This is a genomic window from Bacillus sp. EB106-02-03-XG38, from assembly GCF_058792175.1.
The window spans coordinates 18202-35536 of sequence record NZ_JBYTED010000008.1 but is presented as its reverse complement, the minus strand read 5'-3'; the positions used below and the strand labels follow the sequence as shown (position 1 = coordinate 35536).

Annotated in this window: 15 protein-coding genes; 5 read left to right on the top strand and 10 right to left on the bottom strand. The window is 36.3% G+C overall.

Annotation, left to right across the window (positions count from 1 at the left end; translation table 11 throughout):
* Positions 1-197: 197 nt before the first annotated feature.
* The gene (brnQ1, locus tag AC3WTI_RS25390; RefSeq protein WP_087955386.1) at positions 198-1499 is read left to right on the top strand and encodes a branched-chain amino acid transport system II carrier protein BrnQ1; all 1302 of its coding nucleotides are present in this window, start codon (positions 198-200) and stop codon (positions 1497-1499) included.
* Positions 1500-1632: 133 nt separating this feature from the next.
* A complete protein-coding gene (locus tag AC3WTI_RS25385) occupies positions 1633-3354 on the top strand; it encodes a DUF2339 domain-containing protein (RefSeq protein WP_097841283.1) in 1722 nt (573 codons plus the stop codon).
* 35 nt (positions 3355-3389) lie between these two features.
* On the opposite strand, the gene AC3WTI_RS25380 is transcribed toward AC3WTI_RS25385, so the two are convergent.
* Both AC3WTI_RS25380 and AC3WTI_RS25375 read right to left on the bottom strand, forming a co-directional pair.
* Positions 3390-4937, bottom strand: a complete 1548-nt coding sequence (locus AC3WTI_RS25380; RefSeq protein ID WP_097841282.1) for a DNA-binding protein — start codon at positions 4935-4937, stop codon at positions 3390-3392.
* A gap of 181 nt (positions 4938-5118) precedes the next feature.
* Complete coding sequence (locus tag AC3WTI_RS25375) at positions 5119-6510, bottom strand: amino acid permease (RefSeq protein ID WP_097841281.1); 1392 nt, start codon at positions 6508-6510, stop codon at positions 5119-5121.
* 280 nt (positions 6511-6790) lie between these two features.
* Between AC3WTI_RS25375 and AC3WTI_RS25370 the strand changes: the two genes are divergently transcribed.
* The 3 genes from AC3WTI_RS25370 to AC3WTI_RS25360 all read left to right on the top strand — a co-directional run bounded on the left by AC3WTI_RS25370 (position 6791) and on the right by AC3WTI_RS25360 (position 8955).
* Positions 6791-8083 carry an NCS2 family permease gene (locus AC3WTI_RS25370; RefSeq protein ID WP_087955382.1) on the top strand — a complete coding sequence of 431 codons (1293 nt, stop codon included), beginning with the start codon at positions 6791-6793 and terminating at the stop codon, positions 8081-8083.
* Positions 8084-8321: 238 nt separating this feature from the next.
* Positions 8322-8522, top strand: a complete 201-nt coding sequence (locus tag AC3WTI_RS25365) for a helix-turn-helix transcriptional regulator (RefSeq protein WP_000301182.1) — start codon at positions 8322-8324, stop codon at positions 8520-8522.
* A gap of 4 nt (positions 8523-8526) precedes the next feature.
* The gene (locus AC3WTI_RS25360; protein WP_087955381.1) at positions 8527-8955 is read left to right on the top strand and encodes a hypothetical protein; all 429 of its coding nucleotides are present in this window, start codon (positions 8527-8529) and stop codon (positions 8953-8955) included.
* Between the two features lie 39 nt (positions 8956-8994).
* Here the strand turns inward: AC3WTI_RS25360 and AC3WTI_RS25355 are convergent, their stop codons facing one another.
* The 8 genes from AC3WTI_RS25355 to AC3WTI_RS25320 all read right to left on the bottom strand — a co-directional run bounded on the left by AC3WTI_RS25355 (position 8995) and on the right by AC3WTI_RS25320 (position 17276).
* Positions 8995-9432, bottom strand: a complete 438-nt coding sequence (locus tag AC3WTI_RS25355; protein ID WP_097841280.1) for a GNAT family N-acetyltransferase — start codon at positions 9430-9432, stop codon at positions 8995-8997.
* Positions 9433-9446: 14 nt separating this feature from the next.
* Positions 9447-9686 (bottom strand): DUF4022 family protein, encoded by a 240-nt coding sequence (locus AC3WTI_RS25350; protein ID WP_080000053.1) that lies wholly within the window; start codon positions 9684-9686, stop codon positions 9447-9449.
* 70 nt (positions 9687-9756) lie between these two features.
* The gene (locus AC3WTI_RS25345) at positions 9757-11586 is read right to left on the bottom strand and encodes a monovalent cation:proton antiporter family protein (RefSeq protein ID WP_087955379.1); all 1830 of its coding nucleotides are present in this window, start codon (positions 11584-11586) and stop codon (positions 9757-9759) included.
* Between the two features lie 220 nt (positions 11587-11806).
* Positions 11807-12118: a cytochrome aa3 quinol oxidase subunit IV gene (gene qoxD, locus AC3WTI_RS25340; RefSeq protein ID WP_000531379.1), complete on the bottom strand. Its 312-nt coding sequence runs from the start codon at positions 12116-12118 to the stop codon at positions 11807-11809.
* Positions 12119-12721 carry a cytochrome aa3 quinol oxidase subunit III gene (qoxC, locus tag AC3WTI_RS25335; RefSeq protein WP_000729317.1) on the bottom strand — a complete coding sequence of 201 codons (603 nt, stop codon included), beginning with the start codon at positions 12719-12721 and terminating at the stop codon, positions 12119-12121.
* A gap of 13 nt (positions 12722-12734) precedes the next feature.
* Positions 12735-14669 carry a cytochrome aa3 quinol oxidase subunit I gene (qoxB, locus tag AC3WTI_RS25330; RefSeq protein ID WP_000762372.1) on the bottom strand — a complete coding sequence of 645 codons (1935 nt, stop codon included), beginning with the start codon at positions 14667-14669 and terminating at the stop codon, positions 12735-12737.
* 33 nt (positions 14670-14702) lie between these two features.
* The gene (locus tag AC3WTI_RS25325; RefSeq protein WP_048527849.1) at positions 14703-15578 is read right to left on the bottom strand and encodes a cytochrome aa3 quinol oxidase subunit II; all 876 of its coding nucleotides are present in this window, start codon (positions 15576-15578) and stop codon (positions 14703-14705) included.
* A 282-nt stretch (positions 15579-15860) separates the two neighbouring features.
* Positions 15861-17276, bottom strand: coding sequence for an amino acid permease (locus tag AC3WTI_RS25320; protein ID WP_087955378.1), 1416 nt, complete (start codon positions 17274-17276; stop codon positions 15861-15863).
* Between the last annotated feature and the right edge of the window lie 59 nt (positions 17277-17335).

Below are 17335 nucleotides of genomic sequence, written 5' to 3'. Positions count from 1 at the left end.
TTTTACCTTATTAACTATTATAAGTCAATAAAGGTTGATTTTTCAGAAGAAATTGGAAAAGAGAGATAGCTATAGAATGGGTGTTTCTTTTATGTTAGACTATGGACTATGTTTTCTTTGTAAGGAAGCGGTTTATTGCACTTTTTTTATATGTGAAATTGATTTCATAAAAGATGAAATTAAAGAAGGAGAAAGAAATGAAATTGTTACAGAAAAAAGAAATTTTACTTATTAGTCTTATGTTATTCTCGATGTTCTTTGGTGCGGGGAATCTTATATTCCCACCTTTCCTTGGGTATGAAGCAGGAGAACATGTGTGGATTTCATTAGTAGGGTTTATTATATCAGCAACAGGTCTTCCTATATTGGGAGTTATTGCGATTGCGAAAGCAGGAAGTTTTCAAGCGCTAGCGGGTAGGGTTCATTCTTCATTTGCCATTATTTTTCCGTGTATCGTGTATTTATTTATTGGACCTGGACTTGGTATACCACGTGCAGGAAGTTTAGCTTTTGAAATGGGGCCAGGTCAGTTCTTGCCAGAAGCAGGAGGCATAGTTTTATTATGTTACACGGTTGTTTTCTTTAGTATCGTGTACTGGTTAAGTTTATCACCATCTAAATTAATGGGGTTGTTCGGAAAGGTTTTAACACCGTTATTATTAGGTATGATTGCCCTTATCTTTATAAAGAGCATGTTTACATCAGTAGGTAGTGTGAAAGAGGCTGCTGGAAACTATGGACAAGCTCCTATGTTCCAAGGGTTTTTAGATGGATATTTAACGATGGATGCATTAGCAGCTTTAATTTTTGGGATTGTTATTGCAAATGCTCTTCGTACAAAAGGTATTGAAGATGATAAAGGTTTAGCGAAATATATGAGTATTGCTGGAATTGGGGCAGGACTATTATTATCTATTATTTATGTCATACTTGGATATGTTGGTTCAATTAGCGGTTCGTTAGGTCTATTTGATAATGGGGCGAACGTATTAGCACAAGTGATGACGACGTTATTTGGACAAGGTGGAGTCGTTTTATTAGGTCTTATTTTTACGATCGCGTGCTTATGTGTTTCAATTGGACTTGTTACATCTTGTAGTCAATTTTTCGCAAGTGCATTTCCGAAAGTGGCGTATAAAGTGTGGGCATTTATATTAAGTTGTATTAGCATGATTTTGGCTAATTTAGGATTAACACAAATTTTAAAAGTATCAGTACCGATTCTTGGATTTATTTATCCAGTTGCACTAACGCTTATTATTTTAGGGTTATTCCATAAGTATATTGGAAAGTACGCATACGTATATGCGGTGACAGTTGGGATTGTAGCCGTATTTAGTGCAATCGATATTTTCAATAAAAATGTGATGATGAATCAGTGGACATCAGTATTGAAATACATTCCGTTTTATATAGAAGGTGTAGGATGGATTGTTCCAGCTATTATAGGTGCTTGCATTGGCGTTATTGTGAGTAGTGTTTTCAATAAGAAGAAATAAGTAAGAGGTGTTTTCCTATTTCGGGAAACACCTTTCTTTTTTGGAAAAATGGTATTGAAAATGAATAGACTAATAGTATGATAAAGTTAATTGGTAATATATAGGTTTTGAATGAATGGTGAGGGGGGAGCGTATGAAGGAAGATTTAAATAAGAAAATAGAAGCGCTCGAAACGGCAATTGAAACAATTCAAGAAGCACTTTTTGAATTGAAAGCAAAACAAAAAGAAATAGAAGTAGAAAATGCTCAGCAACATGTTAGTAAGGAAAAGAAAGAATATATTGAAACGGTAACGGAAGAAAAACAAAAAGAAGAAGTAGTTACAATAAAAGAGCCCGTGCAAGAACGAGAGGTAAAACAAGTAGACATATCTACTTTTAAACCAGAACCATTTAATATTATTCATTTTTGCCAAACGTGGTTACCACGCATATTTGTCGGTATTATGTTACTTGGAGTAATCTGGTTATTTAAAGCAGGGGTAGATGCTGGATTATTAACGCCAGCAATAAGAATTGTATTTGGTATTGTCCTATCAATCGGTTTTTATTATATAGGGGATATTCAAATTAAACGAGAGCGGCAAGCTTTAGGGTTAGTATTAGCAGGAGGAAGTATTACGGGTATAGTTTTAACGACATTTGCGGCACATTATTTATATGGCTTTATTCCAGCAAGTGTTGCATTTGTGTGTAATATTGCATGGGTCATTTTAGGTATTTATGTAGCCAAGAGGTATCAATCAGAATATCTTACTATTTTCGTAGCGGTAGGAGCTTTCTTCGTGCCATTCTTATTAAATAGTACGACTCCTAATCCGTATATTTTCTTTGGATATGAGACGATACTAACAATTAGCTTATTATGGTATGCGCTGAAAAATCGTTATCAGTATTTATATATGATCTCTTATGCTGTTGCTGCTATTGTCCTTTTCGTCTTCTTTGCTATTATGTCAATATTAGTAGGGGGTTTACAAGTACAGTTAACAGTTGTTTATGGTTTGATTCACTTACTATTATTTTGGCATATGTTTACGGAGCGAAGTTTTATAGTAGAGCCACGCTTGGCGATATTTAGTGCGAATGCAGTTTTCTTTATATTAGCCATTTCAAAAATACCCGAATTTACAACATGGGGATTAATGATTAGTGCGCTTGTGCATGCTGTTATGTTCGTATTTGAATATAGGAAGAATCGACATTCTACATTTGCAAATCTTTTATTTGGTTTCGCAATGGGTGCATTTAGTTTAGCGATTTTATATGAGTATAGTTTAGTGAATGCAGCGATTGTATTATTATTACAAGGTTTCCTCGGTATGGTGACTGCTATTAAAGTAAAACAACAAATAAAATTGTATGTTAGTGCGACGGTTTATGCGATTGGAATGATACAAACTATTTTTAGCCCGTTTGATCATTTCCTTTCAGCTGGTTTCGTTGCTCATGTTATTTTAATAGGTACATTTTATTACTGCATGAAACAAGCGAAAGATGTGCTAATGAGCTTTGGAAAATATGTTTATTCTATAGTGCTCTATTGGTTTATGGTTATCATATTTATTGCAATTACTAGAGTTGGTGAAGTTCTTTCTACAGATGGAAGCATAATTAGCGTATCTGTATCCTTATTATGGATGGTATATGCTTTATTTGCAGTTTGGCTTGGACGGAATAAACATATGAATGAAATATTGTATGCTGGATTAGTCGTTTTAGTTGTAACAATAGGGAAGCTATTCCTTCTGGACCTACCAGAAGTATCGATGATGATTAGGGCAGTTTTATTCTTAATCGTAGGTAGTATAGGTATCGTTATTTCAAGGATGTTTTTCTCAAAAGAAGAGAAGTAAAAAGAAGGCAATCCATATCCGGATTGCCTTTTTCATTATTTCTTATTAATCGTTACAGTCTCACTATATTTCGCCGTTGTATTTTGGCGTAGACGAAGCGTTGCTTGTCCAGTTGTATTTGAATCGATTTGTACGTTCACGATTTTCTCAGCAGAACCTAAGCTGTTTGTTGTGAAAGAGAATGCACTACTATATCCGAAAGTAGATGGCCAAGTACCATTTGTATTTTGAACTTTTGCTACTTGTGTACCACCAGTCGTGAAGATGCCTAAAGAGTAATTATTGTATGTTGTGTTTGGTAATAAGTTATTTACTTGAATTTTCATTTGGAACACTTCATTGTTTGGTAGAGTGCTAGGGTGTGTAACTACGTAGTCGCTTGCTGTTACTGCACCGTTATAGCCATATGAACCAGGTTTAAAAGTATTTGTATTAAACCATTGATAACCTGCATTTGGCGCACTCCAAGGTTCAGGTTGTGGCTCGGTTGATAAGCTTGGTTGTTCAAATGTTTGTAAAGTAGTAGGTAAATCAAGTTGTAAACCATTTACTTGATCTAAACTTGTAAATGTTTCTTTATTCGATAGCCAATTTACGATGTTTTCTAGTAAGATAGCATCGTTTTCTTCTTTATATCCATCGTAAGTTTTCTTTGTTTGACCAGAATCTTCACGAACGTATTTTGGCGATGCATCTTCAACAGGAGAAGAATCCCCGATAAAGGCAGCTTTTCCAAGTCCTACTTTAGCAATAGCAGCATAAGGACCCTCTGCAACACCACCGCCGTTATAAACACCGCTATCAACAGCGTTATTCCATTTTGACGGGTTTTCTGGAAGGTAAACAAGTCCTTTTGCTAGTTTTGGATTTGTAATTGCTAGAGTTGAACCAGCGTGCATTGCTACAGATGAAACACCTTTTGTAATTCCAAACGATTGTTCAGGTGACACAATGTTTTTAGCAGAAACATCACCGATTGCATTGTAACGGAAGCGAATACCGAAGTTGTCAGATAGCCAATCAGAGCTTTCTACTCCTTGCATAGCTTGTGAGTTTACTTCCTCAGTAGACATTCCTTTTGCAGGATTATCCCAAGCGCCGCGTCTATATCCATTAAATACTTCAGAAGAGTCCCAGCGATTTTTATTGCGATCTGCATTATAATGATCGGCAATGAAGAAGATACTGCCGCCATTTTTCACGTATTGTAACATAGCATCTTGTTCAGATTTTTGGTAAGGAATATTTGCTTCTGGAACGATAAACACATTGTAGTCTTTTAAATCTTCGTATGTAATTGGTGTTGATTTACGTAGTTCTTTTACATGATAGCCGTTTTGAGCAATACCGTTTCCGAAATCAGAAAAGCCACCATCAATAACCCAGTCAGCGGTTCCGGCAGTTTGACCGTGTGTATTATCGAATAATACTTTTTTCCCATTGTTTTGATTTACAACCTTTGCAGCAATTTCAGGAGCTGGGTCTACAGAGCTTTCTGCATAAGTAGACGGTATGAACGAAGTCCCTATACTTAGTGTAATTGCTGTTGCTAAAGAAAATGTAATCCATTTTTTATTCTTCATAGAAGAATCCCCCTAATAATAAATATATGTGCTTTAATAATGTAATTTATTTTTCTGTAAAAATAAAGACGGAAAACATAAAAAATATTAAAAATTTGTAAAAATACCGTGAATTTTGTTGAGAAATATTTATAGAGATTTAAAAACATCCCTTCCAAGTAATAAGGAAGGGATGTTTTGTTTAACTAATTTTTGAATTAGGTGTTTCATCAATTTTATGAAAACCTTTCATGTAATACACGACAGCTAAACCAATAAGCCAAATTGGTCCTACAATTAATGCAATTCTTGTATCTTCTGAATACGCCATTATACCTAATACGAGTGCAAGGAAAGCGAGTGAGAAATATGAACTTAATGGATGTAAAGGCATTTTATATGTTAGCTTGTCCTTTGTATCTGTTTGCAATCCTTTACGGAATTTAATTTGAGCGACTAATATAATGCCCCAAGTCCAAATTGCACCGAAAGTTGAAATACTAGTGAGCCATGTAAATACTTTTGCGGGCACAAGATAGTTTAATATAACACCAACGAGTAAGACGGTAGCTGTTGCTACAATTCCTTGACTTGGAATACCGTTTTTATTTAAACGACCGAATCTTTCAGGAGCTTTTTTCTGCTGAGCTAATGTAAACAACATACGGCCTGTACTAAATAAACCACCATTACAAGAAGAAAGAGCTGCTGTTAATACGACAAAGTTAATAATCCCTGCTGCTTTTGCGATACCGATTTGCTGGAATGTTAATACGAATGGACTTCCTTTCTCACCAAGTTCGTTCCATGGATAAATTGCCATCATAACGAATAGAGCCCCAACGTAGAACAGTAATATTCTCCAAAATACGTTATCGATTGCTTTTGCGAGTGTTTTTTTCGGATTTTGCGCTTCACCCGCTGTAACCCCAATTAATTCAACGCCTAAATAAGCGAATAACACCATTTGCATGGAGAGTAGTAACCCAGAAAAACCATTTGGGAACCAGCCACCATGTGACCAAAGATTAGAAATGCCGGTAGCGATACCGCCGTTTCCGAATCCGAATAAAATAATACCAGCACCAACTACTATCATACAGATAATTGTGAAAATTTTGATGAGAGCAAACCAAAATTCAAGTTCTCCAAATACTTTTACGGATAAAAAGTTGAAGGCACTCATTAATAATAGAGCGAGTAAAGCCCAAGTCCAACGCGGGATATCAGGGAACCAGTATTGCATGTAAATGCCAGCTGCTGTAATTTCAGCCATACAAGTCACAACCCATAAGAACCAGTAGTTCCAACCGGTAATATAGCCAGCTAGCGGTCCAAGGTAATCATAAGCATATTTACTAAAAGAACCGGCAACAGGTTGTTCAATTGCCATTTCTCCGAGTGCTCGCATAATGAAAAAAATAACGAGTCCAGCAATCATATAGCCTAGTAGAATAGAAGGGCCAGCTAGCTTAATAGCAGAAGCGGATCCTAGAAATAGTCCAACGCCAATAGCTGAACCGAGTGACATTAAAGTAATATGTCGTTCTTTTAAACCGCGGTTTAAAGTTCCAGATTTGTTTGTTTGCTGCATAAGAAGAATCCTCCTTGTAGAGTGAACGATATTTGAATGCGTTTACTAAATATTTAACTATTTCAAATTATAAAACATTTCTATCTGTTATGCTACAAAAATAAACATAGTTAACTGTAATACATCTATACTTGTCAGACTTAAACTTAAAATTCGAACTATTAGCGAATATATTGACTCTTCTTTTTATTGATTGTTAAGATTAAGTATTATATTTTCTCACATACTAGTAAGAAAAGAATGTGTGATAATAATTCAGATGTAGGAAGGGTACATAACCATGTTTCAATTACAAAAATATAATACTTCTGTGAAGCAAGAGATTTTAGCTGGCATCACAACTTTTTTTACATTTGCGTATATTCTTGTCATCAATCCGAAAATATTATCTGATGCAGGTGTACCATTTGATCAAGCTTTTACGGCAACTATTATTGCGACGGTTGTAGGGACGCTATGTATGGCGTTTTTAGCTAACTATCCAATTGTTATTGCTCCAGCTATGGGAATGAATGCGTATTTTGCTTATTCTGTTGTTCAACAGGCAGAGGGGATTACATATGTCATTGCGTTTTCAGCAGTATTTGTAACAGGTATCATTTTTCTTTTATTATCATTCACTTCATTTAGGCAAAAGCTAATTGTCGCAATTCCTGACAGTTTAAAACATGCGATTGCAGGTGGGATTGGGTTATTTATTGCTTTTATTGGATTACGTCTATCTGGAATTATCGTTGATCATCCATCTAACTTAGTTACGATTGGTGACTTCCATTCTCCAGCCGTTATTTTAACTTTAATTGGTTTGATTTTAGCGGCGGTATTAATGGCATTGCGTGTGAGCGGTGCATTATTTATTAGTATGATTGTGACGGGAATTATCGCCTTCTTTACAGGGCAACTGAAGTTTACGGATAAAATTGTTGCGATGCCTCATTTACCAGAGGGAATTATCGTTTCAAATCCAATCAACGCCTTTTCAGATGTCATTGAATATGGATTATATGGCGTTGTATTTTCATTTTTACTTGTACTGTTATTTGATACAACAGGTGCATTACTCGGTTTAATTAAACAAGCAGGTTTAATTACAGATAATACAGAGAAACGTTTTGGTAAAGCGTTTATTGCGGATGCAATTGGTGGTACTACAGGCTCTATTTTTGGGACAAGCCCAACAGCAGCGACGATTGAGTCGTCAGCTGGTATTGCTGCGGGTGGTAAAACAGGATTAACAGGTATTGTAGTAGTTGGCCTAACGGTTATAACGGCATTCTTCAGCCCTGTTATTGCTTCTTTATCAAGCGTAGCCGCTATTACAGCTCCTTCATTAATTATTGTAGGTAGTTTAATGGCGCAAAGTCTTCGTGATATTAATTGGAATGAATTTGATGATGCATTACCAGCATTTTTAATCTTCGTTGGTATTCCGTTAACGTCTAGTATTGCGAATGGAATTGCAATTGGATTTTTAGTGTATCCAGTCTTAAAAATTGTGAAAGGAAAAGGGATGGAAGTACATCCGTTATTATACTTATTTACAATTTTATTTGGATGTCATTTATTCTTATAATATAGATATAGGAGAGGGAGCTTCTTATGAGAGGCTCCTTTTTTGTGTATAATAAAGTGAAACTATAATCAGTGGGGCAGTTAATTTTCCGTCTAACTACTTTGCTCTAGCTGAATACTTAGATAGGGGTGTTCCTGCTTATAAATAGCAGGATAAAGTGAAATTATAGTCAATTAAGCAAAATATAAATTACTTAATGGAATATATATGTTACAATAAAGATAGAGGAGGAACATGAATGGCTGTAAGTAAAATAAAAGTCGCGCGTGTTCAGTTAGATTTAACACAGCAACAATTAGCAGAAAAAGTAGGCGTTACAAGGCAAACGATTAGTTTAATTGAGAAGGGGAAATACAACCCATCTTTAGATTTATGTTTGAAAATTTGTTATGCAGTAGATAAAACGTTGAATGATTTATTTTGGGAGGAAAAGGAGTGAGAGGATGAGAATCGTGAAAGATGAACGCTTAATGATTGAGGGGCTAAAACATATTAGACTCGTTTTCATCTTACAAAATATTGTCATACTAGGTATTGTTTTTTATCGCTACGTTTTGCAAGGTGCAGGATATGAAAGTGTTTCGGATTTATTAATGGTATTTATGTGCGGGATAGTAGTTATAAACTTTTTAAACCTGAAAAATTCAGTAGAAGTGTATGAGCATACGGGCGGAGTATCACGTAGTTATTTTATGAAGTTATTATTTATTCCGGTAGGTATTATTATTGGTATTTTAGCCATTTGTATCGTTGTAACACCGGATATTTCGATGAAGGAAATTAGTATGACAGGACTTATTATGTTTGCGTGTTTTTTAGTGCCTAGTTTGTTTATATACATATATATGAAGAGAATAAAAAGTGAAGAATGAAATATAAGAAAAGCTTTCCCGTATTGCGGAAAGCTTTTTTTATATTCTTTTATATAGTACTTTATGAAGACCAATCGGTTCAATTTCAAAGATCTCACCATGTTCCTGGAAGCCTAAGCGTTTGTAATAGTCAGCTACAGTAATTCGCCCATTACACCATAATATATTTGCTTGACGCTCTTGCAAGACTTGTTCCGCCTTCTGAATTATGGAGCTTCCAGCACGGTTGTTTCGAAATTCAGGTAATGTTGCCATTCCTCGTAGACGATAATGAATACTGGCTGGTAGGTCAGGATATATTTCTTTTGAGAAGGAAGCGATACTAATTAGTTCATCGTTTATAAATGCGCCTAAGTGGAAGGTATCTGTTTCATAATCGGAAGGATATTTACAATCTGCTAATGTTTGATTCGGGCGTAAAATTTTTTGACGTAATACGTAAGTATCAGATCCCTCAATATTTTTCACGGTAATCATATTAACATCCTTTCTTATAAGGTGTTTTCTGTTAATTGTATAAAGAAATAGGCAGGTGCGGCGAGAAGTCCGAGTATGCTAGCAGTTCCGAGAAGGAGTGAAAGTAGGAGGCAAGAATATTTTATTCCATTCGATTTTTTCCATCCGTAACTACAAATCTCAATACTAACACCGATGAGAATAATGGCAACGAGTATTTCTGCTAATAATAAAAGAGCTAAAGTTACAATAGACATAATGTGATCCACCCTCATAATATGTGATAGTTACATTTTACCATATAAAATGGAAAAAAATGCCCCTCAATTATGTGAGGGGCATTTTCTATTCTAATATGCTTTTTAGTGTATCGATATGTTCTTTTGAACCTGTTACAAGTAATGTATCACCGTGCTGTAGTCTCGTATCACCATGCGGAATTAATGCTTTATTCCCGCGATAAATTTGAATGACTAGTACATCGCCTAAAAACGGAAGGCGGCGAAGTGCCACGCCGTTATATTTATTGCTTCGTAGTTCAACCTCACGGACTGTTTCGTTTGCTGTTGTAATTAAGCGAACGAGACTCGGTTTATCAATAAGTGCACGTAATAGAATACGTGTAGAGTTAATTGTTGAGAATACAGCGATATGTTCTTGCGTTGCTTTTTCTTGTAGAAGAGGATCTTCTACACTTGCAATAACATGTTCAACACCTAGTTCTTTTGCGTGTTCTGCTAATAATAAGTTTTGCTCATCATCACTTGTTGCAACAACAACACGGTCTGCGTTAAATGCTGTTTGTTCAGTTAATGATGCGATTGTGATGTCGTCTAATTTTACGATAGGGAAGTCATGTGATGTCGCTTCCTCATCATTTATTTTATTTTGACGCATCATATATAGTGTTACGTCATAATCTTCTCGTTTTAAATCAAGGGATAACGGAAGGGTAATTCTGCTGGCACCAATAATAGAAACTTTTGGTTTTGGTGTTTCTACTTTCGGGAACATTTTTTTAAATAATATAGGTGCGAAAATACAAGTAATAACTGCGCTTAAAATAAGGGAAGCAGATAAACTTGGACTGATGATCCCGAGTTTTTCACCGATTTGTGCAGCTGCAATAACTAAAGAAAGTGTCGATGTTAATAAGATGGCACTTCCCAGTACGATATTACGTGGATACCATTTTCGTAGGACGAGTGATGGTATCAGTTTTGAAATAAAGAGTCCTACAATTAAAATTGGGATCATTAGCATGCTAGAAGGTTCTTTGAAAATAGACCAAACTTCTAAATTTACACCAACCATTACGAAGAAAATAGGGATGAAGAAACCATATCCGATAGAATCCAGTTTTTCAACCATATCTTCATTTGGTGATAATAATGATACGAGTACACCTGCTAAGAAGGCACCTAAAATATTTTCAGCTCCAACGGATTCAGATAACCCAACTAATATTAAGATGAGTGCAAAAACAGCTCGTGTATCAATTTGTACACTACCAGCTTTTAAGTTATCCAAGTATGGAATGTTTTTAAAACGTTTTGCAACGAAGTAAATAACAATACCAGCGCCGAATAGAAGAAGAAGGAGCCACATGCTTTGGCCGCTTTCGGAATTTAATCCGACGAATACAGCGAGTAAAATCATTGTAACTAAATCCGCAATAACAGCGACTAATAAAATAATTTGCCCAATTGCTGTTTTTCCTAAGTTATTCTCTTTTAATGTTGGTACGACAACACCTAAAGAGATTGTTGAAATGATTAAAGTCATAAACATTGCATTATCTACAAATCCTAGCCATACGAATAGTAGTGATAGGGCATAAGATAAGATGAAAATAAATAAGAAGATAATACTTGCTGCTTGGAATGTGTTTGGTTCGTTTGTCGTGTTCTTTTTCCCTTTTTGTTTAAAGATAGAAAAATCAATTTCTAAACCGCTTAAAAACATAAGAAAGATAAATCCTAGTGTCGATAAGACTTGAAGCCACATATCTGGCTCAATAATATTAAACCCACTTTTACCTACAAAGATTCCTGCGATGATTTCTGCAACAACGACAGGAAGTGCTTTTAATTTAAAGCGTTGTAACAAAAGGGGAACGAAAAACGCGATTGCAACGACAACCATAAGTGATAGAACAGAAGTGTGATGTTCCATTGCGTTCTCTCCCTTCAAATAAATATAGTACCTATTTAGCCATATAATAGGTAGAAAAGCAACGCATATGGATTCGATTTCATAAAGAAAGAGTTTTCTTAACATTTGTCATAATAAGTATATTTTTCATGATTCTGTTGTTAATTCCGTAATGTGGATGTAATAGGGGAGGGGATAAAAAAAGACTGCTGAGGAATCTCAGCAGTCTTTTTCATGTACATTACATTGAGAAGAAGATCCATACAGTTAAACCAACTGTTGCAGTTGCAACGAAGAAACTGTAAATCATAGTAAGAATTTGAACTCTTCCTTCTCCTTCTTTTAAATGCATGAACATAATTAATTGTAACAACGCTTGCGCAACAGCCATTATGATAATGGTAGTTAAAATCGTTGATAGTGGCAGGTTTGTATAAAGTGCCACGTATAGAGCTAGAAACGTTAGTGCAAGCGATAAAATAAATCCGAAAACGTGTGACCAAGGGAATCCGCTATGCGCATGCCCGTTTGCTTGGTTGTTATTTTGACCCATTTACGCCACCATCCCGTTCAAGTAAACTAGTGTGTAAATAAAGACCCAAACTAGATCAAGGAAATGCCAGTATAAGCTGATGATGAATACTTTACGAGCTGTAACTGGTGTTAAACCTCGTTTTAAAATTTGGATAATAACACAAATTGCCCAAATGATACCGCCTGTTACGTGGGCTCCGTGTGTCCCAAGAAGAACGAAGAATCCAGATAGGAAAGCACTTGTTTGAATTGTTGCGCCTTCACCAATATACATAATGAACTCTTCAATCTCGAAGAATAGGAAGCCTGCACCTAAAAGTAATGTAAGAACGAACCATCCAAGCATTGCTTTTTGGTTGTGCTTACGCATTTCGTGAATCACGATACCACATGTGAAACTACTTGTTAAAAGTAGTAATGTTTGAATTAAAAGCGTTTTAAGTTCAAACAGTTGTGCTGGTGTTGGGCCATCTGCCGTACGACCAGCGAGTACTAGATAAGAGGCGAAAAGTGTTGCGAACAGCATAATTTCAGCCCCGAGAAAAATCCAGAATCCTAGGATATTCAATCTGCTTTGTTCGGATTGATATTCCAAAGGTAAGCTTTTATCTAAAGCCGCCATATCATTTCACCTCTCATGCTACATGTTCTGATTTTTTAATTTCATCAACACTAATATAGTAACCTTCATCGTAATCGAATGAACGATAGATTAAGCAAGCTAAAATACCAATGCCGCCGATTGCTGCAAGCCAGAACCAGCTAAATACTAATGCGAAACCTGCAAGACCGAAGAATCCAGACGCAATAATAGGCACACCAGAGTTACTTGGCATGTGAATTGGTTTGATATCTTCTGCTGCTGGTGTAACTGTTTCTCCGCGTTTTTTCATGTACCAGAAAGCATCAGCTTCTTTGATTTCAGGAAGTTTCGCGAAGTTGTAATGTTGTACAGGAGATTGAGTTGCCCATTCAAGTGTACGGCCGTCCCATGGATCTCCAGTTGTGTCACGTTCACCGTGACGAGCACTCCAAATTACGTTGTAGCAAAGAAGTAGGAAGCCGATACCCATCATTACCGCACCAACAGATGCGATTTGGTTTAGCCATCCCCATCCAAGACTTTCAGAGTAAGTGTACATACGACGAGTCATACCGTCTAAACCTAAGAAGTACATTGGGAAGAAACAGATGTTGAATCCGCTCATAAAGATCCAGAATGTCCATTTACCTAGGCGTTCATTTAACATATGACCAGTCATTTTTGGATACCAGAATGTGAATCCAGCAAGCATAGCGAATACTGTACCTGCGATTAATACGTAGTGGAAGTGAGCGATTAGGAAGTAGCTGTTATGGTACTGATAATCAGCTGCTGCCATACCAAGCATAACCCCTGTAACCCCACCGACTACGAAGTTTGGAATAAATGCTAACGACCAAAGCATTGGAACTGTAAAACGAATACGTCCTTTATACAGTGTAAACAACCAGTTAAAGATCTTAACCCCGGTTGGAATCGAAATCGCCATTGTCGAAATCGAGAAGAATGAGTTAACCGCTGGACCTGCACCCATCGTGAAGAAGTGGTGAAGCCATACGACGAAACTTAGTAAAGAAATTGCAACCATTGAGTATACCATCGCACTGTAACCGAATAGACGTTTACGTGAGAATGTACTAATGATTTCAGAGAAAATACCGAATGCCGGTAAAATAACGATATATACTTCAGGGTGACCCCATACCCAGAATAGGTTGGCCCATAACATTGGCATACCGCCGCTCGCCATCGTAAAGAAGTGAGCATCGAATAGACGGTCAAATGTCATTAATGCAAGAGCAACTGTTAATACAGGGAAAGCGAAAATAATGATAATCGTTGTAATTAAGATTGACCAAGTAAACATTGGCATTCTCATTAAAGTCATACCAGGTGTACGCATTTTTAAGATAGTAACAAGGAAGTTAATACCTGTCATTAACGTACCGAGACCTGAAATCTGTAATGCAATTGCGTAGTAGTTATTTCCTACACCAGAAGTAAACTCTGTACCTGCCATTGGGAAGTAAGAAGTCCACCCAGCGTCTGGAGAACCACCGATTACGAAAGCGATGTTGAATAACATTGCTCCGACAAAGAATAACCAGAAACTTAAAGCATTTAAGAACGGATATGCAACGTCACGAGCACCAATTTGTAATGGTACTACAAGGTTCATTAATCCCATAACGAATGGCATCGCCATGAAAAGAATCATAACTGTACCGTGTGTTGTGAAGATTCCGTTATAGTGTTCAGCGTTTAAATAAGTTGTTTCTGGGAATGTTAACTGTGCACGGATCATTAAACCGTCCATACCACCACGGAATAACATAATAACCGCAGAGATAATATACATGGCCCCAATCTTTTTATGATCAACAGTTGTTAACCATTCGTCCCAAAGCCATTTCCATTTTTTATACTTTGTTAGTACGAAAATGATTGCTAATGTCACAAGAACGATAGAAGCGTCTGCACCGTAAATAATCGGGTCACCTGTGACAAAGAATTCATCAAGCTTCACTGTGTTCACTCCAATCTGTTGGAATTATAGCTATTATTTTTTGTTTTTGTAGTAGTTGTAATCACAATATTCAAGTGATTTTGGATCTACATAACTTAAGTGATGGCTAGAGAATGTCATACGACCAACTACACCAGGTTTAACAATTTCGTTGTACTTATCTTCTGTTAGTTTAGGAGCAGTTTGTTGTACCTCTTTAACCCACTTGTCATATTTCTCTTTAGTTTTTGCTTCAACTTCGAACTCCATGTGAGTAAATCCTTCACCAGAGAAGTTCGCGCTACGACCTAGGTAAGAACCTGGCTTGTCAGCTTGTAAATAAAGGTCCATAATCATGCCATCCATTGTGTACTTCATACCACCAAGTTCTGGTACCCAGAAAGCATTCATTGGGCCGACAGAAGTCAGTTTGAATTGAATTGGTACACCAGCTGGGATGTTTAAATAGTTAACGGTTTCAATTTTTTCCTCTGGGTAACTGAATAACCATTTCCAGTTTGCAGATGTAACATAAATCTCCACTGGTTTAATATGTTTGGACTCTTTCGGAACCTCTTCCGAAGCATAAGTTGCTTTTACTGTTGGAATCGATAATGCGATAACGATAATAACAGGAACAAGCGTCCAAATGATTTCTAATAATGTGTTACCGTGTTGTTCAGGTGGCTCATAGTCCATATTCTCTGGTTTTTCACGATAACGAATCAAGATGACTGTAAACAAGATGAATACAATTGCGATAATTAATGACATAAGCAAGAATGACCAAACAATTAAATCATACTGTGCTTTTGCAACAGGTCCTTGCGGATTTAATACTGCGAGTTTCTTATCACAGCCACCGAGGAACAGAAGTAATGATAACGGAAGAAGCGAAGCCAGCTTCCAAAACGTTTTCTTTAGTTGCACGATTGAAAATCTCCTTTCTCCTTGGATTGAAACTATGCCAATAAAACAATATAAACCTATTAATTTATAGATGGCAATAGTTTTTGTGATATTGTTAAAAAATAGACACAAATGCACACTTTTTAAGGTGAATATCATTTGTAACTTGATAACATTGTAAACCATTTTCCAGTTAAAAACGTGATTGTGGAAATTTTAAGATAAATAAAGTTATACCAAGATATCCAAGAAATAGAAAAAAGCTATCTTATCATAAGAAAGATAGCTGAATATTTTGTATATTTAGTTTACCTCTTTTTTTAGACTTATTTGTTGTTCAAATGTGACAACTTTTTTATATTTAACTTGGTATAAAATGTAACAAATAATCATAAATGGAATTCCGCAATAAAGAGCGATTCTCTGATCTGGAATGAAAGCTAAACTGACAAAGGTAATGAAATTGAGTGAGAAAGCCACGATTGGAACGATTGGATAAAGCGGTGTGCGATATTTTAAATCATTAATGTCTCCGCCGTTTTTTAAGAAGTTTCTACGGAAGAAAAACTGTGAAGCTGCGATTGACATCCAAACTACGACAGCCGCCATAGCTGCAATAGATGTTAAAACTAAAAAGACAGTATCTGCTGCAAATATACTTGTTAATAGAGACAAGCTTGCAAAGATTAGACTGAAAATTAATGCGTTTAGCGGCACACCTTTTTTAGTTAACTTCGTAAAAGCTGGACTCGCCATTCCTTGTTTTGCCATCGCCCAAAGCATACGAGAATTTGCGTATAGGCCAGAGTTGGCTACGGATAATACTGCTGTAATAATAACAAAGTTCATGATGTCTGCTGCATATGGAACACCAGCTACATCAAATACAAGTACAAATGGACTTTCGACTAGGTTCGCCTCTTGCCATGGGAGTAAACCTACAACAACTGATATGGCTAAGACGAAGAAGAAGAGAGTTCGCCATATGGTATTTTTAATCGCTTTTGGAATTGTTTTTTCAGGATTTTCACTTTCTCCTGAAGCAATTCCGATTAATTCTGTTCCTTGGAAAGAGTAGTTTACTGTAATCATCGTAAGAAGAACAGCTAATGCACCGTTTGGAAATAATCCGCCATTTTCAGTGAAGTTATGAAGCATTGGAGCTGGTTTTCCATTAAAGTCAAGTAGACCGAACATAACTGCACCACCGAGTACGATGAAAACTACAATTGTTGCAACTTTTACGCTAGCGAACCAGAACTCTGCTTCTGCATATGCCTTTGCTGATAAAGCATTTACAAGAAAGAGTGCTGCTGCAAATGTAACACACCAAATCCACGAAGAAACATCTGGAAACCAACGTTTCATTAAAATACTTACAGTTGTTAATTCTACTCCAACTGTAACGGCCCAATTTAACCAATACATCCAACCGACAACAAAACCAAAACCAGGTGAAATAAATTTGCTTGCATAGCTTTGGAATGAACCTGCTTCTGGCATAGCAACGGATAATTCACCAAGACATAACATCGTTAAATACATAACAAATCCACCGACTAAAAATGCAAGAATAGCACCACCAGGACCGGCGTTATGGACGATTTGACCTGATCCCATAAATAGGCCCGTTCCAATCACTCCACCAAGTGCAATCATAAATAGGTGTCTACTTTTCATTGTTCGTTTTAAATCTGTTTGTTCTACTTGTTGATTCATATGCCCCTCACCCCGTTATTTTCTGTATGTATGAACTGATTTTTATTCCGAGTTTTTAA

Bases quoted from the DNA above. Each gene is read 5' to 3' on its own strand.
- brnQ1 (WP_087955386.1), top strand. From the start codon at position 198: ATGAAATTGTTACAGAAAAAAGAAATTTTACTTATTAGTCTTATGTTA.
- AC3WTI_RS25385 (WP_097841283.1), top strand. From the start codon at position 1,633: ATGAAGGAAGATTTAAATAAGAAAATAGAAGCGCTCGAAACGGCAATT.
- AC3WTI_RS25380 (WP_097841282.1), bottom strand. From the start codon at position 4,937: ATGAAGAATAAAAAATGGATTACATTTTCTTTAGCAACAGCAATTACA.
- AC3WTI_RS25375 (WP_097841281.1), bottom strand. From the start codon at position 6,510: ATGCAGCAAACAAACAAATCTGGAACTTTAAACCGCGGTTTAAAAGAA.
- AC3WTI_RS25370 (WP_087955382.1), top strand. From the start codon at position 6,791: ATGTTTCAATTACAAAAATATAATACTTCTGTGAAGCAAGAGATTTTA.
- AC3WTI_RS25365 (WP_000301182.1), top strand. From the start codon at position 8,322: ATGGCTGTAAGTAAAATAAAAGTCGCGCGTGTTCAGTTAGATTTAACA.
- AC3WTI_RS25360 (WP_087955381.1), top strand. From the start codon at position 8,527: ATGAGAATCGTGAAAGATGAACGCTTAATGATTGAGGGGCTAAAACAT.
- AC3WTI_RS25355 (WP_097841280.1), bottom strand. From the start codon at position 9,432: ATGATTACCGTGAAAAATATTGAGGGATCTGATACTTACGTATTACGT.
- AC3WTI_RS25350 (WP_080000053.1), bottom strand. From the start codon at position 9,686: ATGAGGGTGGATCACATTATGTCTATTGTAACTTTAGCTCTTTTATTA.
- AC3WTI_RS25345 (WP_087955379.1), bottom strand. From the start codon at position 11,586: ATGGAACATCACACTTCTGTTCTATCACTTATGGTTGTCGTTGCAATC.
- qoxD (WP_000531379.1), bottom strand. From the start codon at position 12,118: ATGGGTCAAAATAACAACCAAGCAAACGGGCATGCGCATAGCGGATTC.
- qoxC (WP_000729317.1), bottom strand. From the start codon at position 12,721: ATGGCGGCTTTAGATAAAAGCTTACCTTTGGAATATCAATCCGAACAA.
- AC3WTI_RS25320 (WP_087955378.1), bottom strand. From the start codon at position 17,276: ATGAATCAACAAGTAGAACAAACAGATTTAAAACGAACAATGAAAAGT.